The organism is Bacillus sp. JZ39 (assembly GCF_053903145.1).
Window position 1 is genome coordinate 3,488,207 of sequence record NZ_CP096389.1, and the last position, 22,851, is coordinate 3,511,057.

Sequence of the window (22,851 nt, forward strand, 5' to 3'; positions counted from 1 at the left end):
AAGGAGGATGAAACATGCAGATTGAAATGAAAGACATTCATAAAGCATTCGGAAAAAATCAGGTGCTGTCAGGCGTTTCCTTTCAGCTCATGCCTGGCGAGGTTCACGCATTAATGGGAGAAAACGGCGCCGGCAAGTCCACGCTTATGAACATTTTGACAGGCCTGCACAAAGCAGATAAAGGTCAAATCAGCATAAACGGAAACGAAACGTATTTTTCCAATCCGAAAGAAGCGGAACAACATGGAATAGCCTTTATCCATCAGGAATTGAATATCTGGCCGGAAATGACCGTTCTTGAGAATCTATTTATCGGTAAAGAGATATCCTCCAAGCTGGGCGTCTTACAAACAAGAAAAATGAAAGCGCTAGCAAAGGAGCAGTTTGACAAACTCTCCGTCTCTCTTTCTCTTGATCAAGAAGCCGGCGAATGTTCGGTCGGACAGCAGCAAATGATCGAAATCGCAAAAGCGCTTATGACAAATGCCGAGGTCATCATTATGGATGAACCGACCGCAGCGTTGACTGAACGTGAAATCAGCAAGCTCTTTGAGGTCATTACAGCGTTAAAAAAGAACGGCGTCTCCATTGTCTATATTTCGCATCGCATGGAAGAAATTTTTGCGATTTGCGACAGAATTACCATCATGCGTGACGGAAAAACGGTGGATACAACAAACATCTCAGAAACTGATTTTGATGAAGTCGTCAAAAAAATGGTCGGACGGGAGCTGACTGAACGATATCCAAAACGCACTCCTTCTCTCGGTGACAAAGTATTCGAGGTGAAAAATGCCTCCGTAAAAGGGAGTTTTGAGGATGTCAGCTTTTATGTTCGTTCCGGTGAGATCGTCGGTGTTTCAGGATTAATGGGAGCCGGCCGGACAGAAATGATGAGAGCGCTGTTCGGCGTTGACAGGCTGGACACGGGTGAGATATGGATCGCTGGGAAAAAAACGGCTATTAAGAACCCGCAGGAAGCCGTGAAAAAAGGTCTCGGCTTTATTACAGAGAATCGCAAGGATGAAGGGCTTCTGCTCGACACCTCGATCCGCGAAAATATTGCCCTGCCCAATCTGTCCAGCTTCTCACCAAAGGGTCTCATTGATCATAAGCGGGAGGCTGAATTTGTCAATCTGTTAATCAAACGACTCACTATCAAAACAGCATCACCGGAAACGCACGCACGCCATTTATCAGGAGGAAACCAGCAAAAAGTGGTGATAGCCAAGTGGATCGGCATCGGACCGAAAGTGCTTATCTTGGATGAGCCAACCAGAGGTGTGGATGTTGGCGCCAAACGAGAGATTTATACGCTGATGAATGAGCTGACCGAACGCGGCGTCGCTATCATCATGGTGTCATCAGAGCTGCCTGAAATTCTGGGAATGAGCGATCGGATTATCGTTGTCCATGAAGGCAGAATCAGCGGAGAAATCCATGCGCGAGAAGCAACACAAGAACGAATTATGACACTTGCCACGGGAGGGCGGTAATATGAAAACGGAACAACTGCAAACAGAACAAAAACGGATTCACTTCGACGGAGTCATGCAAAAACTCGGCCCGTTTCTTGGTTTATTTATTCTCGTGATCATTGTATCTATTTTAAATCCCAGCTTTCTTGAACCGCTGAATATTTTAAACCTGCTTCGCCAGGTCGCCATTAACGGATTAATCGCGTTCGGGATGACCTTTGTCATTTTGACAGGCGGCATTGATCTTTCTGTCGGCGCTATTCTTGCCCTGTCCAGTGCTTTAGTTGCGGGGATGATTGTGTCCGGTGTCGATCCGGTTCTCGCGATCATCCTTGGCTGTATCATTGGTGCCGTACTAGGCATGATCAACGGATTATTGATTACTAAAGGAAAAATGGCGCCCTTTATCGCCACGCTTGCGACCATGACTGTGTTTCGCGGACTGACGCTAGTGTATACAGATGGAAATCCGATTACCGGACTTGGCACAAACTTCGCTTTTCAGATGTTCGGACGCGGTTACTTTTTAGGCATTCCTGTACCGGCAATTACGATGGTTCTTGCCTTTGTCATCCTTTGGGTGCTTCTTCATAAAACACCATTCGGACGCCGAACGTACGCTATCGGCGGCAACGAAAAAGCCGCGCTCATTTCAGGCATCAAAGTGACGCGCGTGAAAGTGATGATCTATTCTTTAGCCGGGCTTTTATCCGCTCTTGCAGGTGCCATATTGACTTCCCGCCTGCATTCGGCCCAGCCGACTGCGGGGGAATCGTACGAACTTGATGCTATCGCGGCAGTCGTCTTAGGCGGAACAAGTCTTTCTGGCGGCCGAGGACGCATTGTCGGCACGTTAATCGGGGTACTGATCATCGGCACACTTAATAACGGACTTAATCTGCTTGGCGTCTCATCATTTTATCAGCTGGTTGTCAAAGGGATTGTTATCTTGATTGCGGTATTATTAGACCGCAAGAAGTCAGCTTAGGAGGGTTTTCACATGAAAAAGGCTGTATCCGTCATTTTAACGTTATCATTATTTTTGTTAACCGCCTGTTCGCTTGAGCCTCCCCAATGGGCAAAGCCGTCAAACTCGGGGAACAAAAAGGAATTCACCATTGGCTTGTCCGTCTCAACACTTAATAATCCTTTTTTTGTCTCATTAAAAAAGGGTATCGAAAAAGAAGCTAAAAAACGGGGAATGAAAGTCATCATTGTTGATGCACAAAATGATTCATCGAAACAGACGAGTGACGTGGAAGATTTAATTCAGCAAGGTGTTGATGCATTATTAATCAACCCGACTGATTCTTCGGCGATCTCAACGGCAGTAGAATCTGCAAACGCAGTCGGTGTGCCCGTCGTAACAATCGATCGATCTGCCGAACAAGGAAAAGTTGAAACCCTCGTTGCTTCCGATAATGTAAAAGGCAGTGAAATGGCCGCGGCGTTTATTGCCGACAAACTTGGAAAAGGAGCAAAGGTGGCAGAGCTTGAAGGCGTCCCCGGCGCATCTGCCACACGGGAACGCGGCTCAGGATTCCATAACATCGCAGACCAAAAGCTCCATGTTGTCACAAAACAATCAGCTGACTTTGACCGCACGAAAGGCCTGACTGTCATGGAAAACCTGCTGCAGGGACATCCTGATATCCAAGCTGTTTTTGCTCACAACGATGAAATGGCGCTCGGTGCTCTCGAGGCAATTAACAGCTCGGGGAAAGACATATTGGTGATTGGTTTTGACGGCAATAAAGATGCGCTCGCTTCCATTAAAGACGGAAAGCTGTCAGCCACCGTAGCTCAGCAGCCTGAATTAATCGGTAAATTGGCTACAGAAGCAGCAGATGATATTTTGCACGGAAAAAAAGTGCAAAAAACAATATCCGCGCCTCTCAAACTAGAAACACAAAAATAATTGTCTGATGTTTAGGAACCTGCGATAACGTGAATAGAGATATAGAATGAATTATTTCTCTTACGTGAGGAGAGGAACGGCATGAACAAACCAACAAAACTATTTTCAACATTAGCACTTGCGGCTGGAATGACTGCGGCTGCTGCTGGCGGCGCTGGAACGATCCATGCTCAACAGCCAGAAACAACGGTAAGCATTGATGATTTATACAGTTATCCGATTGATTCTTATTTGGTATCAGCAGAGGCTCTAAATGTCAGAACGAAGCCTTCCGCATCAAGCCAGAAAGCCGATACGCTGCACCTAGGAGATAGCTTAAAGCTGATTTCCTTCTCAAATGCTGACTGGGCAAAGGTTCAGTATAAAAACGGAAAAATAGGATTTGTCTCCACTCATTACATTGTAAAAGCAGCGACAACGGTAAAAACCAAAACCAAAACAAAAGTATATACTTCCGCTGACGGAAAGAGCATTAAGACTCTTCCAGCAGACACAAGCGTTTCTTTTTTAGGCTGGAGTAAAACGAATAAAGGCGGTTTTGATTTTGATTGGGTATTCGTTGATTACGGCGGTGCGACAGGTTATATGAAAACAAAGGATTTACACATGACAAAATAACTGAGAGGGATTCCGCATTTATGCGGAATCCCTTTTATTATGAATTGATTTGTCACATTCCCAAGATATTTCTCAGGAAATATTGTCGTATGCTGTGTCGAAACCTTACATGATCATCGACATTTTTGTTCACGCTAAAAAGCGGAGGTGTAAATATGGATCAATTTGAAGCAGCATATGAATCGTATAAAGCCCGGCAAACAACTGTCGATCAAGAAAATGTTCCATCTGGAAAAGAAGAAATTATTGCGGTTAGAAGAAATGAGGAAGACAATATTATCGCAGTGAAAACCAATACAGGAAGAGAGCTCGACTACCCTACTGCGCTGTCAGAAGCAAAATCAGGAAAACTCGCTCATGTTGATGTCTTCCATAAATACGGGCGTGACATTTTGCGAAGTGAACCGGACGGCATCAAGGAAAATAACCTGTCTGAGCTGCCGGATTTTTAAACAAATACAGCCCTGCCGTATGTTGGACAGGGCTGTATTTTAAACAAAAGGCTGCTGGATGTATTCGGCTAACCGTTTTGCACTGTGAGAAATATCCTCTGCAGCTGCATAATTCACGCCATAGAACACATATGGAGGCAGATACTTCATGCCGATCAGATTACTCGTGGCCTGAAATGGTTTCAATAGCTCACTGATCGAGTAATGATTTGCTCCGCCCGCTTGATATTTTTCCGCTTCGCTCCCTGTTGATACAGCCAGTATCAGCTCCTTGCCATGCAAGGCATTTCCTTCTGAACCAAAAGCCCAGCCGTAAGTCAGCACAAGATCCTGCCATTTTTTCAAGAGCGGCGGAGAGCTGTACCAATATAGCGGGAATTGAAAGACAATCCGATCGTATTCCTCGCACAGCTGCTGTTCCTTCGCAACATCTATTTCTTCATCCGGGTATTCCTTATAAAGATCCCGTACTGTGATATTGTCATGTTTACTCAATTCCTCAGCCCACGCCTTATTGACAACTGAGGTCTCCATATGAGGATGAACTGCCAAAACCAATATTTTCATCAGACCACACCTTTACTGTTTTGATGTTATTTTATCTAAAATCAGGAAAAGAGCCAAATAAAAAGAAAGCCCTGTAAAAGGGGCTTTCTTTTTTTCTTTTATTCAGGGCTTCCTTCAGTTGTTTCGATATCTTTCGCAAAATCAGGGTTATCCAGATTCGCATTAAAGAAATCCGCTGTGTTCGGAAGTCTGAGATTCATGTTCATTTTTTGAGAAATCGTAACCGTGCAATCCTCAAGCACATAGTCAAAAACGTGTCCGCCTGAATTGCGTCCTTCGTCAATGAAGTGCAGGTGATAGCCAGAAACGGCGATTCCGTTTGCATAAGCTGGTGTCAAGAAACCTACGATCGTTCCTCTCACATTGTCGAAGTTGAAAATCGGCTGTGTTTTGACCGCTTCAACCATTGGCACGTAAGGTTTTTCTTGAAGTTCTACCGTTCTTGTCTGCACCTTTTTAAACAATCCGTCAATACGAATTGCATAAAATAAGTTTCTGCTTGGCAGCATGCTGTTGATCTCTTTTTCAAAGTCTTCGCGTGTCATTTTCGCATCAATTTTGTGCGTCATGTCCGGTGTAAAGAACGTAAATGAACAGAACGGTGAACGGTCTCCTTTTTGGACCGGTGTCGCGGTTCCGTCTGAGCGAAGACGGTAAAATTCGCCGTCAAACCCAATCAGCTCTCCGTCAAGCTTGTTAAAGGTTCCGATACCGAAGTCTCCATATTTCGGAATCTCTGACAGTTCAAAATCTCCGTCATATACTCCGTCTAATAGAGAAGTCATTGTTGATACTTGATAAATCTGGCTCACAGGCTGATCTTTTTGACCGCGGCTGAGCACTTGAATGTTGCTTTCTCGTTTCATATTTCCCTTCACTCCTTTTATTTAGTGCTGTTCATAAAACAGTGTCATGATGCGCAGAGTGCTAGAGAGCTTTCGTTTTCATGAGTTCCCCAAATTCTTTCGGAAGCTTGTCACTTGCTAAATTAATGTTATCACTGTAGTCAACCGGGACATCGATGATGACAGGACCTTCAGCGTTCATGCCTTGACGCAGAACATCTGCCAGCTGGTCTGGTGATTCCACGCGCAAGCCAGTTGCTCCGAAGCTTTCCGCATATTTTACGATATCGATATTTCCGAAATCGACCGCAGATGTACGGTTATATTTTTTCAATTGCTGGAATGCAACCATGTCATATGTGCTGTCGTTCCATACAATGTGTACAATTGGTGCTTTTAGTCGAACTGCTGTCTCTAATTCCATTGCTGAGAATAAGAAACCGCCGTCACCAGAGACAGAAACCACTTTTTCTCCCGGTTTCACCAATGAAGCGCCGATTGCCCAAGGAAGCGCAACGCCGAGTGTTTGCATACCGTTACTGATCATTAATGTTAACGGCTCGTAGCTGCGGAAATAACGTGACATCCAAATGGCGTGCGAACCGATATCGCAAGTTACTGTAACATGATCATCGACTACATTACGCAACTCTTTAACGATTTCAAGAGGGTGCGCTCTGTCTGATTTCCAATCTGCAGGCACCTGCTCACCTTCATGCATATATTGTTTTAAATCAGAAAGGATTTTCTGCTCACGCTCTGCAAATTCCACTTTCACAGCATCGTGTTCGATATGATTAATCGTGGACGGAATGTCACCGATCAATTCAAGATCAGGCTGGTAAGCATGATCAATGTCAGCGATAATCTCGTCTAAATGGATAATTGTCCGGTCTCCATTGACATTCCAGAATTTTGGATCATATTCAATTGGGTCATAGCCGATCGTCAGAACAACATCTGCCTGCTCTAGCAGTAAATCGCCAGGCTGGTTGCGGAACAAACCGATACGGCCAAAATACTGATCCTCTAAATCTCTAGAAAGGGTACCGGCAGCTTGATATGTTTCAACAAATGGAAGCTGAACCTTTTTCAAAAGCTTGCGAACCGCTTTAATTGCTTCCGGTCTTCCGCCTTTCATACCGACCAAAACGACAGGAAGTTTTGCTGTTTGGATTTTTGCTATGGCCGCACTGATTGCATCATCTGCTGCAGGACCGAGTTTTGGTGCTGCAACAGCACGCACGTTTTTCGTATTTGTGACTTCATTCACAACATCTTGCGGAAAGCTCACAAAAGCGGCCCCAGCCTGCCCTGCTGACGCTATCCTAAACGCATTTGTAACAGCTTCCGGTATATTTTTTACATCTTGAACTTCTACACTGTATTTTGTAATCGGCTGGAATAGCGCCGCATTATCCAAAGATTGATGTGTCCGTTTTAAACGATCAGCACGGATCACGTTTCCAGCAAGCGCAACGACAGGGTCTCCTTCAGTGTTCGCTGTCAACAGGCCTGTTGCCAAGTTAGAGGCACCCGGTCCTGATGTGACTAACACGACTCCCGGTTTTCCAGTTAAACGGCCGACTGCTTGGGCCATGAATGCTGCGTTTTGTTCGTGCCGAGCAACGATAATTTCAGGTCCTTTATCTTGTAAAGCGTCAAATACCGCATCAATTTTTGCACCTGGAATGCCAAATACATGTGTGACACCTTGCTCCACCAAGCAATCAACAACAAGCTCCGCCCCTCTGTTTTTCACAAGGGATTTTTGTTCTTTTGTTGCTTTTGTCAACACCCTCACTCCTTATTATGCATTTTAAACGTAAAATTTTAAATATCTTGTGATAAGTTTCACTATACACTCTTTGGAAATTGACCTCCAATATCGATTCGCCTTATGATTAATATGTAATACGAATTATTAACCTATGGAAAGGAATGCATATTGAATGGAGCTTCGCCATCTTCAATACTTTATCGCAGTAGCCGAAGAGCTTCATTTCGGAAAGGCTGCCCGGCGGCTGAACATGACGCAGCCTCCTCTCAGCCAGCAGATCAAACAGCTGGAGGAAGAAGTCGGAGTTACGCTTCTGAAAAGGACAAAACGATTTGTCGAGCTTACCGCAGCAGGAGAAATCTTTTTAAATCATTGCCGCATGGCATTGATGCAAATCGGACAAGGAATTGAACTGGCACAGCGGACGGCCCGCGGCGAGCAAGGCCTTCTCGTAATCGGTTTTGTCGGATCAGCTACATATGAATTTCTGCCGCCGATTGTCCGGGAATATCGTAAAAAATTCCCATCTGTGAAAATAGAACTGCGTGAAATATCCTCGTCTAGGCAGCAAGAGGAGCTACTAAAGGGCAACATTGATATTGGTATACTTCATCCTCCCTTACAGCATACAGCTTTACATATCGAAACCGCCCAAAGCAGCCCTTGTGTTTTAGCTTTGCCTAAGCAACACCCATTGACTTCTAAGGAATCAATTACGATTGAGGATTTAAGAGATGAACCAATTATTACTGTTGCTAAAGAAGCATGGCCTACTCTATACATGGATTTTATTCAGTTCTGTGAACAAGCGGGCTTCAGACCCAACATTGTCCAGGAAGCCACAGAATATCAAATGGTGATTGGTTTAGTCAGTGCCGGAATTGGTATGACATTTGTTCCTTCCTCAGCCAAAAAATTATTTAATTTGGATGTTACTTATCGAAAAATGGACCAAATACAGCTTAATGCCGAATGGGTTATCGCTTACCGCAAAGACAATCATAATCCGCTTATAAAGCATTTTATTCATATTTCAAATTGTCAGCAGACAAGAACTAAAGAGAGTGATGCAGGTACATGAACGATACTTGCAATCTCTTTTTTCTTTTGGGATTCTTATTGAAATTTTATTAATTTAATATAATCGCTTAGTACAACTTCATATCAGTATACGTATACATACAGTACAAATAGTTGGCAAGGACATTAGTAAGCGCAGGACATTAGTTTGATTTTAAAAATGAAAGATAGAGAGGTGAAGTAAATTATTGAGTTCACCGGCATATTCACATTGCTCGCTTTTTTCGTAACAATGATTTTTATTTTCTGGAGACCAAAAGGACTAAATGAAGCTATCCCCGCCACATTTGGCGCTTTAATGGTTTTATTGTGCGGAAGTGTGTCATTGGCAGACTTAGGGGAAATCGGAACAAAAGTCACGGGTGCATCGGTTACAATCCTTGCCACTATGATTATGGCCATTGCACTAGAAAGCTTTGGTTTCTTTTATTGGGTGGCTGCAAAACTGCTCCAACAATCCAAGGGTTCAGGCATCAAGCTTTTTTGGCTAACCAATTTGCTCTGCTTTCTCATGACCATTTTCCTGAATAATGATGGGAGCATTTTGATCACAACTCCAATCCTTTTGCTTGTACTAAAATATTTAGGTTTAAAAAAACATCAAAAAGTCCCATATTTATTAAGCGGTGTTTTAATAGCCACAGCCTCTAGCGCACCGATTGGCGTAAGTAATATTGTTAATTTAATTTCTCTCAAAATCATTGGAATGGATCTATATCTTCACACTGCCATGATGTTTGTCCCTAGTATGATGGGACTCATTTTTATGACTTGTCTACTGTTTATGTTCTTTTATAAACGTCTTCCCAGGAACCTGCCAGATATACCGAGCCATTTTCAGTCTCTGCGGCATAGAAGGTACCATCCTCTTCATTCGCCATCAGCTCCTTTACCAGAACGAAATCAAACAAAAATCATGTTGTTTGTGCTTGCATTTGTTTTTCTCGTCAGAATGAGTCTATTTGCAGCATCATATACCGGTATTTCTGTTCCTCTAGTCGCTGTCATCGGATCTTTTATCCTGTTGAGCTGGAGATGGATTTATTTCAAAACCTCCCCAAGAGACTTGTTATATAAATCGCCTTGGCACATTTTTATATTCGCTTTTACTATGTATGTCTTAATTTATGGTCTGCATAATATTGGATTCACTGAGTTACTTGTGAATTATTTTGAACCTGTGGTTTCTGGAAGCCTCGCCCACGCAACTTTCGCATCAGGTATCTCTACTTCTGTTTTTTCTAATCTCTTTAACAATCATCCAGCGTTAATGATCAGTACTTTTACCTTAACTGAAATGACCCTGAATCCTTCAACAACAAAAATCATCTACTTGGCAAATATTATCGGCAGTGATATCGGTTCATTATTATTACCTATGGGAACTTTAGCAACGCTTATTTGGATGCATATATTAAAACAGCATGATGAAAGTATTTCATGGGGCGAATATATAAAAACGACCATTATCATCATTCCGCTGACTGTTCTTTTTACGTTAACATGTTTATATTTTTGGATCAGTTGGTTATTTCTTTAGCACTGTATGAAACGAAAAACTGCCTTCTGCTTTTCAAGAGGGCAGTTTTGTATACACTAGGGAAGATGCATTGTCTTTAGATGATTTAACTTCCAAATGACTGGCTCTCCACTTGCGTTAATAAGCTCAATGATATTATTAGAGACATCCTTTAATAGACCAACTTTTTCTGACACCTCTCCCATATCAAATATGACCAATTCACCAATATTTTTTTTGATCTGCTCCTCAAAATTACGCACAAGAGGAACTTTGGAAGGCACGACAGGCAATTGTGAGTTGTCAAGAGTATACGGTGTTTGTTCAGTTGAATAAGGGGTAAACCATTTTAAATGATGCATAGATATAAAAAGTATTTTAAATACAGGTGAGAAAAATACAATATAATCGTTTAAAACATTTGTAACATACCCATGGATCGATCGACCCCCAGTTACATAAACTTCAATAAACTGGCCTTTGACCTTGTTTAATGTATTTCTATATGAAAAAGCTTGAGTTTCTGCCTCTATCATTGGATCTTCCGGATTGATCAAAAATGGCTTCTCAGTACTGGTCATTATTTTCGCCTTTTTCATTTGATGAAGATGCAACAAGGGAATATAAAGATAATTGCAGCCATCAAAAATAACAAAAATATCCTGTCCGATATCTATGAGGGTGCCGACAAACCTTGTATCTCCTGAAATGACAACCTCAACATCTGTGTTAAGGAATTGATTCAAACCTTTCACGATTCTCCTCCTTTAACTGAAAAAGGGCATCACTTAATCTGATGCTCCTCCATTATCTATTAAAATTTACGTTTCCAGTGATAGTCTATCGTTCTGACAATCGTTTCATAGCTATAATCTTCCTTTTGTTTTCCTGAACTTTTTATTGAACTTGAATAACCTGGTGATCTTGATGATTGATAATCTGAAGATCTTGGTGATCGTTTAGATGATTTTGATGAACTCTTTGAACCTGATGAGCTGTATGATTTTGATGATTGATAATCTGATGATCTTGGAGATCGTTTAGATGATTTTGATGAACTTTTTGAACGTGACGAACGGCCAGATTTGGATGATTGATAATCCGAAGATTTTAGTGATCGTTTAGATGATTTTGATGAACTTTTTGAACGTGACGAACGACCAGATTTGGATGATTGATAATCTGAAGATTTTAGTGATCGTTTAGATGATTTTGATGAGCTATATGATTTTGATGAGCTATATGATTTTGATGAAATGAACGAATTGCTGTCCTTATCATTATTGTCTTCCTGGCTTTGTTCATTCTTTTGATCCTCTTTTTTGTACGACCCTTTTGGGCCTAAGCTGATGCTTTTTATGTGATAAGAATAGATGCGAAGCACCTCTTGATTTTTCACTATAGTATAATGGCCGTCGGCATTATCTACAAGGATACCCTCAATGGCTTCCGGACCTCCACGATTAATTGAAACCCATTTATGAGTCAGACTCTTAAAAACCTCGCTTAAATCATCAGCTTCCAAGACACCTGATGGCGTCTGTCCTTCTATTTTCAAATCGGGCTCATGTTTACTTATACTCTTTATGTGATGGATATTAAAATACACTACCCCATCCTCATTTGTGTTTAACGCAGCGTAATCATCTCCCAGCCAGACCAATCTTCCTTTTTTAGATTCCGGACCCCCTTGATTAAATTGAACTGATTGGTTCATGAATTGTCCGATTAAGCTATGAAAATCGTCAGCGTCGGGCATTTCCCCAGTCTCAATTGCTGTGGTGCTATTATTGGTATCCTCAGTAATACTTTTCACATGCTCCAACTGATAATAAATTATTTTTTTTTCAGCTTGTAAAGCAATATAATCTGATTTTACAGCAGTTAATTTCCCTTTTTTAGATTCCGGACCTCCACGATATACAGTAACAATTTTATCTTTCATTGAATGCAAAAAGTTATAATAAGATATTTCATCATTTGAATGATACTTCATTCTCCTCTTGCTCATTCAAGTTCCTCCTAGTCACTTATACATAGATGATAAACATATTGCATATATACGTGTCACGTTTATTTGTTGAACTAATTCAATAGCCTAATTGTCGCTTTTTCAGCAGAATACCTATTTTCACACATTCATAAAATACTTAAATTATTTTTGAGGTATTGTGAACGGTTTTTAATATACTCACAAATCACATCCGGCTCCCGGTCAAAACGCTCAACATCATTCTTTTTGTATGGGTCCATCAAGATAAAAGGCCTAATCCGCTCATACATCGCCATGATTTTCGGTTCCATATATTCTATCGTAAAAAGAGATTGGAGCGTTTTTTCTAACAGGCGCTTGTAGGACTTGCGAAACTCGGATTCATCCAATATCCGGGCGGTTAGTGTATTAAATCCTTGAATTCTTACATAATCGGCAGCCATCCGCTCTCCATGGATATCCCTGCCCCAGGTCGCATCATAATCCCAAGGAATCACCTCAAATAATCCGGTTTCCCCGCTTCTGTATAATGCGTAGTTGTGGACAAACCCGTCATAGTTCGAGGTGAATACAATACCGGCAAGCCAGCGCAAATACTTATCGACATCCACGTGTTTTGTCACTTCTGACTTAAACTGAGCTTTAGGGACAGTATTAATTTTAAAAATCATATCCTGTAAATAAAAATCATCTTCCACAGTCCCTGTCTTCTTTTCATATCCAAGCTCCAGCGACGTCTTCGTTTCCTTTTCCAAATCGCTCATCAGAGAAAAGTTAGCATCATCATCCACCGCGTAAAAAATCGCGCCATCAGCCAGCTTCCTTTTCGCCAAATAATATTCATCTACGGATTCAAGTTCAAGATAAACCCCTTCATTCTTCCCATTCACCTTTACAAACACAAACTCTGCCTTTGGAGACAGTGTCCCTAGCTCCGAGAAAAAATCCAGAGACAATTTGTTTCTCATCAAGGAAGGGTCTTTATACTCCGCATTTAAGTGAATCTCTCTCGCGCCGCGGAATGTTTTCGGCTGATAAAAGGAAATATGGTATGACTTCTTTTTGAAGTCTCTGATATGTGATCCCCGATAAGCGATATCAATATCCAGCCTTTTTTGATTTACCTTCATCACAGCTGGCACCGGATCATCGTCCCATATATCCTTTTTTAATTCACGCAAATCTTTTGGATGAACAAACAGCTGATAAAGCGGTAAATTGGATTGATTCTTCATCCATAATCCTCCTTACAAATATTAGGCTTTTATTTTTATAAGATCTCAGCGGAACACTTATACACTTTTTAAAACCGCGCGTACTATGAGGGTAGTAAGGATCTTCATCCTTAACATCATTTTTAAAAGGAGGATTTCAAATTGGGCCACTATTCCCATTCTGACATCAAAGAAGCGGTGAAATCCGCAAAAAAAGAAGGTTTAAAGGATTATTTATACCAAGAGCCTCATGGAAAAAAACGCAGTCATAAAAAGTCGCACCGCACTCACAAAAAATCTCGCAGCCATAAAAAATCATACTGCTCTCACAAAAAATCTCGCAGTCACAAAAAATCATTCTGTTCTCACAAAAAATCTCGCAGCCATAAAAAATCATACTGCTCTCACAAGAAATCACGCAGCCACAAAAAATCGTACCGTTCTCACAAAAAATCTCGCAGCTATAAAAAATCTTGCCGTTCTTACAAAAAATCTCGCAGCTATAAAAAATCTTGCCGTTCTTACAAAAAATCTCGCAGCTACAAAAAGTCATACTGTTCTCACAAGAAAAAATCTCGCAGCTATAAGAAATCATGCCGTACACACAAAAAATCTTATCGTTCCCATAAGAAATACTACAAAAAACCGCACCACCACTGCGACGACTACAAAAGACACGATGATTATGACAGCAAAAAAGAATACTGGAAAGACGGCAATTGCTGGGTAGTCAAAAAGAAATACAAATAATCTAAGTTTTCATTGTTTCAATAGGCTGCCGGCGGAGGTACGGAAGCCTATTTTTTTATTTGCCCTGTATTAGATATATGTCATGACATAACATATGCAACCCGCATCATTTGGTTTCCTTTAAACCATTTCGTTATAATCAAGGTATCCTAACGATAAAGGCGGTTGTTGCTATGTACATATTTCAAGCTGATCAGCTTAGTGCCAAAGACACATACAAGCTATTGTCAGGTACCGTTATTCCCCGCCCCATTGCATTTGTGACAACACTTTCTTCAGAAGGAGCGGTCAATGCCGCGCCTTTCAGTTTTTATAACGTCGTCAGCTCAGATCCTCCGCTTCTCAGTATTTCTGTTAACAGGACGGAAGGACGCCAAAAAGATACAGCGCGAAACGCAGTGGAGAACGGAGAATTTGTCGTTCATGTCAGTGATGAAGCCATCATTGAAGATATCAATGAAACAGCTGCAAGCTTAAGGCCGGATGAAAGCGAGCTTACACGCACCTCGCTTCATCCTGTTGAAAGCAAAGCTGTTTCAGTTCCCGGCATTAAGGAAGCCCGCGTTCGCTTTGAGTGCAAATTAGAGCGGCATATTACCTTTGACAATGATCAAGGCATCACTACAGCAGATCTGCTCATCGGAAGAGTTGTCTGCTTCCACCTAGATGAAAAGGTGTATGATGCAGAAAAGGGATATATTTTAACGGATGAATTAAAGCCTGCCTCACGATTGGCGGGAAATCACTATGCCAAGCTGGGGGAAGAATTCACACTGATTCGTCCCAGCTGAAGAGAAGGACTATTTAAATAGAAGAAACTAGTCAAAAAGACCTTATGATTACATAAATAACGCCTGTAAAAAACTGAAAAAGTATCAAAAAAAAGAACACCCAGAGTAAGCTCGGGGTGTTCTTTTATGAAACGGTTTTCCTTTTTCTTCGTATAAAGGTAGATGAGGAGGAATTGGAATGACAAACTTTTGGATTTTAATGCTGATCGCTATTACCATCAGTCTCGCCTCTCAATTTTTTATAAAGAAAAAATACGGTATTGATAAATCCGGCTGGCGATATAAGCATGTCAGCAATACACACAAATGGATCGAAATCACTTTACTTATTTTGTTTGTGGTTTCACTCTCCTTTTTTCCAGGTGAATATTTGCTTCTTTTATTTTTTATTGTGATTGACTCAATACGAATTTTTATGGAGTGGCATTATAAACCTGAAGATAAACAGTATATGTACCACATTGTAGAGGTCTCCCTTATGTTTGTGCTTTTGATTTATATTTGTACCCTATAGTTATTTAAATCCCCACAGCCGCTCCGTCTCCCCGAGGATCGGCTCCGCCTTGGAGAAAGCCTTCTTCATCAACTTTGATTGCAGCCGCGTGTCCCATCAGCGGATCATAGTCACCGACAACCTCCACGAGATGCCCGCTGTCTTTCAGTTTTTGGATTGTTTTGTCTGTGAATCTGCCCTCGACTCTGAGACCTTCGTATTCCTCTCCCCACGTTCTGCCCCATACCCAGCGCGGTTCGCTGATTGCCTGTTGTGGATGCATTTCGTAGTCCAGCATTCGGGTAATGATGGCCGTCTGGGTCTGCGGCTGGCCTTCGCCGCCTTGTGTGCCGTACAGAATTTTTGGCTTTCCGCCTTTACAGACCATAGCCGGCATCAACGTATGGAAGGTGCGCTTTCTCGGTTCAAGCGTGTTGACATGATTTTCATCCAGTGAGAAAAATGATCCGCGGTTTTGCAGTAATATGCCTGTATCACCGGCAGTGACTGCCGAGCCAAATTCAAAGTACAGGCTTTGAATGAATGACACTGCGTTGCCATCCGCATCGATTACGGCCGCATATGCCGTATCACTTCCCACCGGCCTGCTTTCTGCCGGTTCTGCCAGATAGCCGATTTCTCCCGCCAATCGTTTCGCATAATTTTTATCTAAAAGCCTTTCAAGCGGAATGTCAGCAAACGCAGGGTCAGTCAAAAAGGCATTCCGATCTACAAAACTCTTTTTTAACGCCTCCACAAGCACATGATAATACTCAAATGAACCGTGCTCGATTTGGGTGAAATCATAGTTTTCCAAAATGTTCAGTGTTAATAAACCGGTAAATCCCTGAGAATTCGGCGGCGCCTGATACACACTGTATCCTCGATAATCACTTGATACAGGCGCTGCCCACTCACCCCGATGCGCTTTAAAATCATCGATTGTCATGTAACTGCCGTTATTTTGTAAATGTGAGACAATCCGCTGAGCGAGATCTCCTTCATAAAATGCGCTTCTTCCTTTTTCAGCAATCACATTCAGACTGTCTGCAAGCTCTTTTTGCACAAACCGCTCTCCCGGGACAGGTGCTTTGCCCCTTCTCGTGAAGATGTCAGCCGTGTAAGGCGTGGAAGCCAGCAATTCAATATTCTTTTCTGTGTGACGACACTGATCAGCTGATACAGGAAACCCATTTTGGGCATAATCGCGTGCGGGCTCCAATACATCTGCAAGAGACAGACGCCCGTACTCCTTCAGGACCGCATCCCAGCTATCAACCATTCCCGGCACGGTAATGGCACTGTCAATCCCCCGCAGCGGAATCGCGCTTTTTCCCTTATATACATCTCTCGTTACGTTTTTTCCTGAACGGCCGCTGCCATTGTAGACTTTTACTGCCTTTGTTTCCTGGTGAAAGGTCAGCCAAAAGGAATCCCCGCCAAGTCCGGTCATATGCGGGTACACAACCGCAAGACAAGCACTCACCGCAACAGCGGCGTCAAACGCGTTGCCTCCCTTATCCAGTATGCGGTTTCCGGCTTGAGAAGCGAGGTAATGCGGACTGACGACCATTTGCTTTGTACCGATGACAGATTTGTTCATCACAAGTCCCCCTTTTTAAGAAATTTTCTTCAGTATAGGGAGCCTGATTTTTCACATCTACTGATCCGGCAGAAAAACTGACGAACTTTCTTCTTTTCGCAAATAATAAGATATTTTCGCATTCATTTCGAAAACAAATGAAAAATTATTATTTCGATACGTAACTTTTATGATAAAATGATTGCTAAAAGGCTACGAAAGCAGGTGGAGCAATTGAGTCATGAATATCAAATCCCCAACCTTGTACTTGATGAGACTGATAAACAAATTCTCACGATTTTGCATGAAGAAGGCAGAATTTCTTATACGGATCTTGGCAAAAGAGTCGATTTATCACGGGTCGCCGTCCAGGCCCGTATCAACCAATTAATTGAAGCCGGTGTTATTGAAAAATTCACCGCTGTCATCAATCCCGCTAAAATCGGCATTCATGTTTCCGTGTTTTTCAATGTCGAGGTAGAACCGCAATTTTTAGAAGAGGTCGCTCTTAAGCTTGAGGAAGAGCCTGCGGTCACCAGCCTTTATCACATGACAGGCCCGAGCAAGCTGCATATGCATGGGATCTTTGCCAACGATCAAGAAATGGAAGAATTTTTAACAAAACGGCTGTATCCATTGCGAGGCGTCGTCAGTGTTGATTGCCAGATGCTGATCAAACGATACAAAAGCCGTATGGGAATGAAGCTGTAAAGGAGAGAAACGAATGAAAAACCATCCTTATCGGGATATGACGGCCGCAATGGTTCGCACCGGCATATTAGGGTTCGGCGGCGGACCTTCCGTGATTCCGCTGATCCGCCATGAAGCGGTCAATAAATATAAATGGATTGACGATGATGAATTCGGAGAAATATTAGCAATCGCTAATGCGCTTCCCGGACCGATTGCCACCAAAATGGCTGCTTATCTGGGCTTTAAGCTAAAAGGCACATTAGGTGCAGTTGTGGCGACCCTCGCCCACATTCTGCCTACATGTCTTGCGATGGTGGGCTTGTTTGCGGCTGTAAATGTGTTAAGCCATTCAGCAATTGTTGCAGGTATGATCGGTGCCGTCACGCCGGTAATTGCGGTAATGCTCGGAATCATGGCGTACGAGTTTGGCCAAAAAGCGCTTAAAGGTTTCGGCTGGGTTACCGGCATCCTGTTTTTTATCATCGCTTTTATCGGCCTGCAAACTTTACAGATTAATCCCGGCCTGGTCATTATCATTTTCTTAGCGTACGGGGCGTTTCATTTTAAACTGAAAGACAAAATCACAAATAAACATTCAAAAGATAAAGGAATGTCAGCCTCATGATATCGATCTATTTATTTATGGCGTTTTTTATCGCAAACCTACTGGGATATGGCGGCGGACCAGCGTCTATCCCGCTAATGTTTGAAGAAGTCGTAAACAGATACAGCTGGCTCTCAAACGATCAATTCTCAAATATGCTCGCACTTGCGAACGCATTGCCGGGCCCGATCGCCACGAAAATCGCTGCGTATGTCGGCTACAGCGCAGGCGGGTGGCCCGGCTTCCTAATTGCCCTGATTGCAACCGTCGTACCGTCGGCGCTCGCATTGATCATCCTGCTGCGCATCATCCAGCGCTTCCGCCAATCACCTGTCATCAAAGGCATGACGCTGTCCGTCCAGCCTGTCATCGCGGTCATGATGCTCATTCTTACCTGGCAAATCGGCGCAGACGGCATCAAAGCGATCGGCTGGATCCAATCTATTGTGATTGCGGGGATCTCCCTCCTTGCCATGACAAAATTCAAGATGCATCCGGCGTTCCTGATTATCGCGGCGTTTTTGTATGGCGGCCTTGTGATTCCTCATTTATAGAAAAAAGCACCTGGACAGGTGCTTTTTTATTTTGGCCCAGAAATGCCGTTTGATATATGGTTCCTCGCATTCTCACAGAATGCCCTTATATAGGAGTCAATGAAGAAACTTGCAGCTCCCGGCCTGCAAGTTTTACATGTGATTTTTCTGATAAAACGTTCGCAAAACATGCGTCTCAAGGTCAGCCAGGCGGACAGGGATCGGCAGCCTGCTTTCTTGATTGATCAAGCTCTTCGTGATCTGATAGCTGCTGTCTAAATCAATATAATTACCGCAAGACAAGAAAATAGGCTTCACGTCCCGCCGCGTTCGCAGCGCCCGGCCATATACCTCGCCGTCAATGAGAATATCGGTGTATGCACCGACTTCATTTTCAGGCATCACGAAATCATAGCCTTTGATTTTGAGATAGGTTTTCGCAATCCCAATCGTCGGCTTGCCCAGAAAAAAACCGCATGGGTGGCAACGCCCATATGATTGTAATGCAGATATCCGTTGCCATCAAACAAGAAGACATCCGGCTCCGTCTCCAGCTTTTTCGCCGCCTCGATAATCAAAGGCAGCTCGCGAAACGCAAGAAAACCGGAAACATACGGCACGCTGATTCTCCCCATGCTGTGCACTTTTTCAATGACTTCTTTTGTATCAGCGTCAATTACGATAATACAGCACACCCCATACGGTTCTCCGTTCTGCTCCCAATAGGCGAGATCGACGCCTGCGCAGGTGTTGATGGAGTCTAGGTTGATGGAGGTGGATAGGTTGATTTTATGGATAAGGGATTGTTGTGTTTTTACAAATTCTTCTCTGTTTAGGTTGAAAGAATGTATTTGTTTAACATGCATCTAAAATCAATCCTACCTCCTGTTAACTAGTGTCTGTTTTTCTTTGTATTCATTTTTACTTTGAAAACTTACAACTCCAGATTCTGCAAACTTTATTAATAGTTCTAATTAAATGTTTAACTACATTTCATTATTCGTAACTTTGTTTAATATAAATTCTATATTTTTAACTATTTCAATATGGCTATTTGTCTGAAATTCATATATGGGTTGATCCCAATCCTCATTTTGCATCATAACTAGTTGATAAAATCCATTAGCATCCGCATCTGGATACCAACCTAAATCAAGTAAGTAATTTTTACGAGAGTATGTTAATTGCATTAAATCTTGTGAAAAAAACAACCATTTTTCATCTTCTGGTGCTAGGTTTTTCGGATCAATTTCTCTAAAACTGTTTTGATTTATGGTCCATCCTTTTGGAATCCTTAAGGGTTGTAAACTTATTTCTGGCATTTTTTTTATCTTTCTCATAAAAGCCTCCTATTACTTATCAATACCAAGTTGTTTTAAATACTTATCTAATCGACTTCCAGCAATCGGATGACCATGATATTCACCACCAGAAAACTCCGCTCTAATCCAGCTTGTTGGTGTACCTAGATCATAACCGACTGTTTTTCCTGCATCATAAATGAAATAATAGTTGTTATTTCCATTATCAATAATATGACCTTTTAGAAGTGCCTCTTTTTCTAAAGCTTTGTTATTCACATCTGGTAAGTACTGAGCAGCTTTTTTACCTGTCATACTAAAACGTTTTGCTTCTTCAGGTGTTTTAGCCTTAACATGTTTATGGCCATGCGGAGTAAACGAAGCATTATTAAGCATCGTTCTAAATTCTTTACGACCATAATATCCATCGTGCGCTACTTTATCGTGATTTTTAGAAATGTTAGGACTATGAGAGCTTCCCTTACGACCGCCATCACTAACCATCTTCACAATCCCAAGATCCTTAACAGCCGTCTTTTCCACATCGACACGGACTGTCGGGATTCCGAATGTGAAGCCCTCCGGAGTTACTGGGCGTTCTGCGTACACGCGGACGTTTGTTGGGACTTTGAATTGTTTTACTTTCTCTAGTGTTTTGTTTGCTTTTTGGACTTTTGAATGGGTTGCAAGCGGGATGCCTTTATCAATGTGTTTCGCCAATGCACCGGCTCCAACCAAGCTCAATGCCGCTTCCAGCGCACCCGTTTTCCGCTTCTCCTCAGACACTTTGTTTCCAAACATATCCCGTCCCGTCACGGCTTCTGAGAATCCGTTTGACGCTACAAGGCCGTATGCACCCATTTCTGTCATTTTGAGAATGTCTAAGGATTTGCCTGTTTTGTAGGCGTCTAAAGCGTGTTCAGCCGCGATAGCTGCTTTTCCGGTTTTGTAGATGGCTTTTCCGCCTTTGAAGGCCCGGCCTGCCCAGCCGACGACTGGTATGAATCCGGCAGCGGCCATAGCTCCTGCTGTCACACGCTCTGCGGTGGAGAGTTTTTCTCCGGTAACCGGATCAACGCCTTCGGTTGCTCTTTTATAATCATAATAGCCAGTGACTTCTCCAGTAAAGTTGCAAACTCCATCCCATGTTTTTTCGTACCACGGTTTGTTTGCTTCTTCCTCGGCTTTTTCCTGGAGCCGTCTTGCTTCTGCTTGCTGGGTTTTTGCATCGATATAGGTTGTTCCTTGATTTTCTACTTCAATGACGCTTTTGTAGACTTCATTGCTGTGGAAGGCTTTTTTGTCATAGTACATAGGAGAAGCGCTCTTCCCATTGCTGGTGGCCTGCATGAGAACGGAATATTTGGTGAGCACTGCGTTGTCCAGAGATTCTAAATTTTGATATTCAGTTGTCAGGGATTCATCAAGCTTATCGACAGCTGTGATCGTGTCACGTCTGATTTTTTGGGCATCGCCCATCTTATCTGCATAGTCGTCAAGTGTATACATGTCGAGGTCAATAATATCGCTGATGCCTGACAAAATAGAATCGATTTCTTCTTTATGAGCGGAGACTATCTCTGAGGCTTTCAGGTCTCCATTGGGCAGCTCATGATCTAAAAAAGAAGTTTCCACATATGAATCATTCAGTTCTTGATCTTTAATATCTCCTGAAATGCCATTTAAAAACGCAATTTGAGCAGAGACAAGCGTCAGCCAGCTGTCTACGATTTCCGCCTGTCCCTGAAAAAAATCTTTAATATTGTCCGCGCCTTTTCCTTTAAAATTATCGCCTAAATCTGCAACTCCCTGAAACGCTTTTTTCAGCGTATTCAGCTGCTCCTCAAGCGTCTCATATTGCTTTTTTCTGCTCTTCGCTTCTTCGATTAAAGATTTAGATTCAAATACTTTGCTCATCGCACTGCCCTTTCTGTTCTATTTTACCGCTATCGCCTCGTCCTGCTCTTTGAGTGAATCTACATTATCCTTTGTATCCTCGATATTTTTCTGTACCGCTTTTTTATAGTCTCCGAGCATGGTTTTGATGTTCTCCTCACGCTCATGGTATTTTTTCGTATAATCGAGGCTGTTTTTTCCGTTGGATCCTGCGGCGCCGATTGATACGTCAGCAAGCGCATCTTTGACAGAATCTAATGTTTTGATGACTGTGTCGTACTTCAGCTTAATTTCTGACATAAAAAAAGATCACCACCATTTTAGTTTACTAATTTGTCTTCCTGCTTCTTCTACGAAATCTTCTCCTTTAGCAAGAAGGTCGCCTGCGGCATTCGCTGCACTTTTTGTCAAATTCAGCTCAAATTTCTCTGTCTCAAGCCAGAATATTTTGCTTTGAATCGAAGCCATATACTCGTTATATTTATCATTCACAATCTTAGATGCTTCCGATTTCGCCTCTTCTCTTCCCTTGTCGAAATCATCGGCTTTTGTTCCCGTCCAATGCTTGCCCAATTCCGGTTTCACAATTTCTTTGATTTCAGTAATTGCCTCTTCTTGCAGTGTGTCTATGTCCTTTTTTGCTTTTTTCAGTTTTTCGATCTTGTCTTCCACGTCGGAAATTTTTCCGTTGAGCGAACTTTTGATATCCGCCAGCATACTTTCATAACCCATCTGAATCACCTC

Annotated in this window: 24 protein-coding genes and 1 pseudogene; 13 read left to right on the plus strand and 12 right to left on the minus strand. The window is 42.4% G+C overall.

Annotated features, from left to right (window positions below; genetic code table 11):
* Positions 1–14: 14 nt before the first annotated feature.
* The 5 genes from rbsA to M1D65_RS17870 all read left to right on the plus strand — a co-directional run bounded on the left by rbsA (position 15) and on the right by M1D65_RS17870 (position 4,466).
* Complete coding sequence (rbsA, locus tag M1D65_RS17850) at positions 15–1,496, plus strand: ribose ABC transporter ATP-binding protein RbsA (RefSeq protein ID WP_015714823.1); 1,482 nt, start codon at positions 15–17, stop codon at positions 1,494–1,496.
* A gap of 1 nt (position 1,497) precedes the next feature.
* A complete protein-coding gene (gene rbsC, locus M1D65_RS17855) occupies positions 1,498–2,466 on the plus strand; it encodes a ribose ABC transporter permease RbsC (protein ID WP_015483786.1) in 969 nt (322 codons plus the stop codon).
* A gap of 12 nt (positions 2,467–2,478) precedes the next feature.
* Positions 2,479–3,396: a ribose ABC transporter substrate-binding protein RbsB gene (gene rbsB, locus M1D65_RS17860; RefSeq protein ID WP_456270668.1), complete on the plus strand. Its 918-nt coding sequence runs from the start codon at positions 2,479–2,481 to the stop codon at positions 3,394–3,396.
* A gap of 81 nt (positions 3,397–3,477) precedes the next feature.
* Complete coding sequence (locus tag M1D65_RS17865) at positions 3,478–4,014, plus strand: SH3 domain-containing protein (RefSeq protein WP_021480756.1); 537 nt, start codon at positions 3,478–3,480, stop codon at positions 4,012–4,014.
* Between the two features lie 155 nt (positions 4,015–4,169).
* Positions 4,170–4,466 carry a DUF3892 domain-containing protein gene (locus tag M1D65_RS17870; protein ID WP_003227867.1) on the plus strand — a complete coding sequence of 99 codons (297 nt, stop codon included), beginning with the start codon at positions 4,170–4,172 and terminating at the stop codon, positions 4,464–4,466.
* Between the two features lie 39 nt (positions 4,467–4,505).
* Here the strand turns inward: M1D65_RS17870 and M1D65_RS17875 are convergent, their stop codons facing one another.
* From M1D65_RS17875 to alsS, 3 genes are all read right to left on the minus strand, one after another.
* Complete coding sequence (locus M1D65_RS17875; protein ID WP_064671506.1) at positions 4,506–5,033, minus strand: NAD(P)H-dependent oxidoreductase; 528 nt, start codon at positions 5,031–5,033, stop codon at positions 4,506–4,508.
* 98 nt (positions 5,034–5,131) lie between these two features.
* A complete protein-coding gene (gene budA / locus M1D65_RS17880) occupies positions 5,132–5,899 on the minus strand; it encodes an acetolactate decarboxylase (RefSeq protein ID WP_024572687.1) in 768 nt (255 codons plus the stop codon).
* Positions 5,900–5,960: 61 nt separating this feature from the next.
* Positions 5,961–7,673, minus strand: coding sequence for an acetolactate synthase AlsS (gene alsS / locus M1D65_RS17885; protein ID WP_072173802.1), 1,713 nt, complete (start codon positions 7,671–7,673; stop codon positions 5,961–5,963).
* Between the two features lie 157 nt (positions 7,674–7,830).
* Here alsS and alsR point away from each other — a divergent pair, with 157 nt between their 5' ends.
* A complete protein-coding gene (gene alsR / locus M1D65_RS17890; RefSeq protein WP_003227859.1) occupies positions 7,831–8,739 on the plus strand; it encodes an acetoin biosynthesis transcriptional regulator AlsR in 909 nt (302 codons plus the stop codon).
* 210 nt (positions 8,740–8,949) lie between these two features.
* Entirely contained in the window at positions 8,950–10,278 is a 1,329-nt protein-coding gene (locus M1D65_RS17895; RefSeq protein WP_172861595.1) for an arsenic transporter, read from the plus strand.
* A gap of 56 nt (positions 10,279–10,334) precedes the next feature.
* Here the strand turns inward: M1D65_RS17895 and M1D65_RS17900 are convergent, their stop codons facing one another.
* From M1D65_RS17900 to cotH, 3 genes are all read right to left on the minus strand, one after another.
* Positions 10,335–11,012, minus strand: coding sequence for a DUF2642 domain-containing protein (locus M1D65_RS17900; RefSeq protein WP_041850449.1), 678 nt, complete (start codon positions 11,010–11,012; stop codon positions 10,335–10,337).
* A gap of 59 nt (positions 11,013–11,071) precedes the next feature.
* Entirely contained in the window at positions 11,072–12,268 is a 1,197-nt protein-coding gene (locus M1D65_RS17905) for a spore coat protein CotH (RefSeq protein ID WP_128740782.1), read from the minus strand.
* 128 nt (positions 12,269–12,396) lie between these two features.
* Positions 12,397–13,485 carry a spore coat protein CotH gene (cotH, locus tag M1D65_RS17910; RefSeq protein WP_014478176.1) on the minus strand — a complete coding sequence of 363 codons (1,089 nt, stop codon included), beginning with the start codon at positions 13,483–13,485 and terminating at the stop codon, positions 12,397–12,399.
* Positions 13,486–13,626: 141 nt separating this feature from the next.
* Between cotH and cotG the strand changes: the two genes are divergently transcribed.
* The 3 genes from cotG (at position 13,627) to M1D65_RS17925 (ending at position 15,519) form a co-directional block, all read left to right on the plus strand.
* Complete coding sequence (gene cotG, locus M1D65_RS17915; RefSeq protein WP_080009846.1) at positions 13,627–14,214, plus strand: spore coat protein CotG; 588 nt, start codon at positions 13,627–13,629, stop codon at positions 14,212–14,214.
* Positions 14,215–14,387: 173 nt separating this feature from the next.
* Positions 14,388–15,005, plus strand: coding sequence for a flavin reductase family protein (locus tag M1D65_RS17920; protein WP_014481120.1), 618 nt, complete (start codon positions 14,388–14,390; stop codon positions 15,003–15,005).
* Between the two features lie 178 nt (positions 15,006–15,183).
* Positions 15,184–15,519, plus strand: coding sequence for a DUF4181 domain-containing protein (locus M1D65_RS17925; protein ID WP_041850447.1), 336 nt, complete (start codon positions 15,184–15,186; stop codon positions 15,517–15,519).
* A 4-nt stretch (positions 15,520–15,523) separates the two neighbouring features.
* Here M1D65_RS17925 and ggt read toward each other — a convergent pair whose 3' ends face one another.
* Positions 15,524–17,101, minus strand: coding sequence for a gamma-glutamyltransferase (ggt, locus tag M1D65_RS17930; RefSeq protein WP_124072662.1), 1,578 nt, complete (start codon positions 17,099–17,101; stop codon positions 15,524–15,526).
* 213 nt (positions 17,102–17,314) lie between these two features.
* On the opposite strand from ggt, the gene chrS reads away from it, so the two are divergent.
* The 3 genes from chrS to chrA are packed head-to-tail and all read left to right on the plus strand — an operon-like array spanning position 17,315 to position 18,931.
* Positions 17,315–17,791 (plus strand): chromate efflux transcriptional regulator ChrS, encoded by a 477-nt coding sequence (chrS, locus tag M1D65_RS17935; protein ID WP_014478181.1) that lies wholly within the window; start codon positions 17,315–17,317, stop codon positions 17,789–17,791.
* Between the two features lie 13 nt (positions 17,792–17,804).
* Positions 17,805–18,398, plus strand: a complete 594-nt coding sequence (gene chrB, locus M1D65_RS17940) for a chromate efflux transporter subunit ChrB (RefSeq protein ID WP_015251064.1) — start codon at positions 17,805–17,807, stop codon at positions 18,396–18,398.
* The gene (gene chrA / locus M1D65_RS17945) at positions 18,395–18,931 is read left to right on the plus strand and encodes a chromate resistance efflux protein ChrA (RefSeq protein ID WP_041850445.1); all 537 of its coding nucleotides are present in this window, start codon (positions 18,395–18,397) and stop codon (positions 18,929–18,931) included. Before chrB ends, chrA begins: the two co-directional genes overlap by 4 nt.
* A gap of 132 nt (positions 18,932–19,063) precedes the next feature.
* Here chrA and M1D65_RS17950 read toward each other — a convergent pair.
* The 5 genes and pseudogenes from M1D65_RS17950 to M1D65_RS17970 all read right to left on the minus strand — a co-directional run bounded on the left by M1D65_RS17950 (position 19,064) and on the right by M1D65_RS17970 (position 22,839).
* A pseudogene (locus M1D65_RS17950) lies at positions 19,064–19,776 on the minus strand (endonuclease V).
* Positions 19,777–19,896: 120 nt separating this feature from the next.
* Positions 19,897–20,250, minus strand: a complete 354-nt coding sequence (locus M1D65_RS17955; protein ID WP_041850443.1) for a hypothetical protein — start codon at positions 20,248–20,250, stop codon at positions 19,897–19,899.
* Between the two features lie 12 nt (positions 20,251–20,262).
* A complete protein-coding gene (locus M1D65_RS17960) occupies positions 20,263–22,128 on the minus strand; it encodes a ribonuclease YeeF family protein (RefSeq protein ID WP_411262924.1) in 1,866 nt (621 codons plus the stop codon).
* A gap of 18 nt (positions 22,129–22,146) precedes the next feature.
* The gene (locus M1D65_RS17965) at positions 22,147–22,407 is read right to left on the minus strand and encodes a YwqI/YxiC family protein (RefSeq protein ID WP_003221757.1); all 261 of its coding nucleotides are present in this window, start codon (positions 22,405–22,407) and stop codon (positions 22,147–22,149) included.
* 9 nt (positions 22,408–22,416) lie between these two features.
* Positions 22,417–22,839 (minus strand): YwqH-like family protein, encoded by a 423-nt coding sequence (locus tag M1D65_RS17970; protein WP_010332155.1) that lies wholly within the window; start codon positions 22,837–22,839, stop codon positions 22,417–22,419.
* Between the last annotated feature and the right edge of the window lie 12 nt (positions 22,840–22,851).

Coding starts and splice junctions, on each gene's coding strand:
- chrA (WP_041850445.1), top strand. CDS start 18,395: ATGATATCGATCTATTTATTTATGGCGTTTTTTATCGCAAACCTACTG.
- M1D65_RS17920 (WP_014481120.1), top strand. CDS start 14,388: ATGTACATATTTCAAGCTGATCAGCTTAGTGCCAAAGACACATACAAG.
- M1D65_RS17955 (WP_041850443.1), bottom strand. CDS start 20,250: ATGAGAAAGATAAAAAAAATGCCAGAAATAAGTTTACAACCCTTAAGG.
- M1D65_RS17965 (WP_003221757.1), bottom strand. CDS start 22,407: ATGTCAGAAATTAAGCTGAAGTACGACACAGTCATCAAAACATTAGAT.
- M1D65_RS17905 (WP_128740782.1), bottom strand. CDS start 12,268: ATGAGCAAGAGGAGAATGAAGTATCATTCAAATGATGAAATATCTTAT.
- M1D65_RS17865 (WP_021480756.1), top strand. CDS start 3,478: ATGAACAAACCAACAAAACTATTTTCAACATTAGCACTTGCGGCTGGA.
- chrB (WP_015251064.1), top strand. CDS start 17,805: ATGAAAAACCATCCTTATCGGGATATGACGGCCGCAATGGTTCGCACC.
- budA (WP_024572687.1), bottom strand. CDS start 5,899: ATGAAACGAGAAAGCAACATTCAAGTGCTCAGCCGCGGTCAAAAAGAT.
- ggt (WP_124072662.1), bottom strand. CDS start 17,101: ATGAACAAATCTGTCATCGGTACAAAGCAAATGGTCGTCAGTCCGCAT.
- M1D65_RS17925 (WP_041850447.1), top strand. CDS start 15,184: ATGACAAACTTTTGGATTTTAATGCTGATCGCTATTACCATCAGTCTC.
- M1D65_RS17875 (WP_064671506.1), bottom strand. CDS start 5,033: ATGAAAATATTGGTTTTGGCAGTTCATCCTCATATGGAGACCTCAGTT.
- M1D65_RS17960 (WP_411262924.1), bottom strand. CDS start 22,128: ATGAGCAAAGTATTTGAATCTAAATCTTTAATCGAAGAAGCGAAGAGC.
- cotH (WP_014478176.1), bottom strand. CDS start 13,485: ATGAAGAATCAATCCAATTTACCGCTTTATCAGCTGTTTGTTCATCCA.
- rbsB (WP_456270668.1), top strand. CDS start 2,479: ATGAAAAAGGCTGTATCCGTCATTTTAACGTTATCATTATTTTTGTTA.
- alsR (WP_003227859.1), top strand. CDS start 7,831: ATGGAGCTTCGCCATCTTCAATACTTTATCGCAGTAGCCGAAGAGCTT.
- M1D65_RS17970 (WP_010332155.1), bottom strand. CDS start 22,839: ATGGGTTATGAAAGTATGCTGGCGGATATCAAAAGTTCGCTCAACGGA.
- rbsC (WP_015483786.1), top strand. CDS start 1,498: ATGAAAACGGAACAACTGCAAACAGAACAAAAACGGATTCACTTCGAC.
- rbsA (WP_015714823.1), top strand. CDS start 15: ATGCAGATTGAAATGAAAGACATTCATAAAGCATTCGGAAAAAATCAG.
- M1D65_RS17870 (WP_003227867.1), top strand. CDS start 4,170: ATGGATCAATTTGAAGCAGCATATGAATCGTATAAAGCCCGGCAAACA.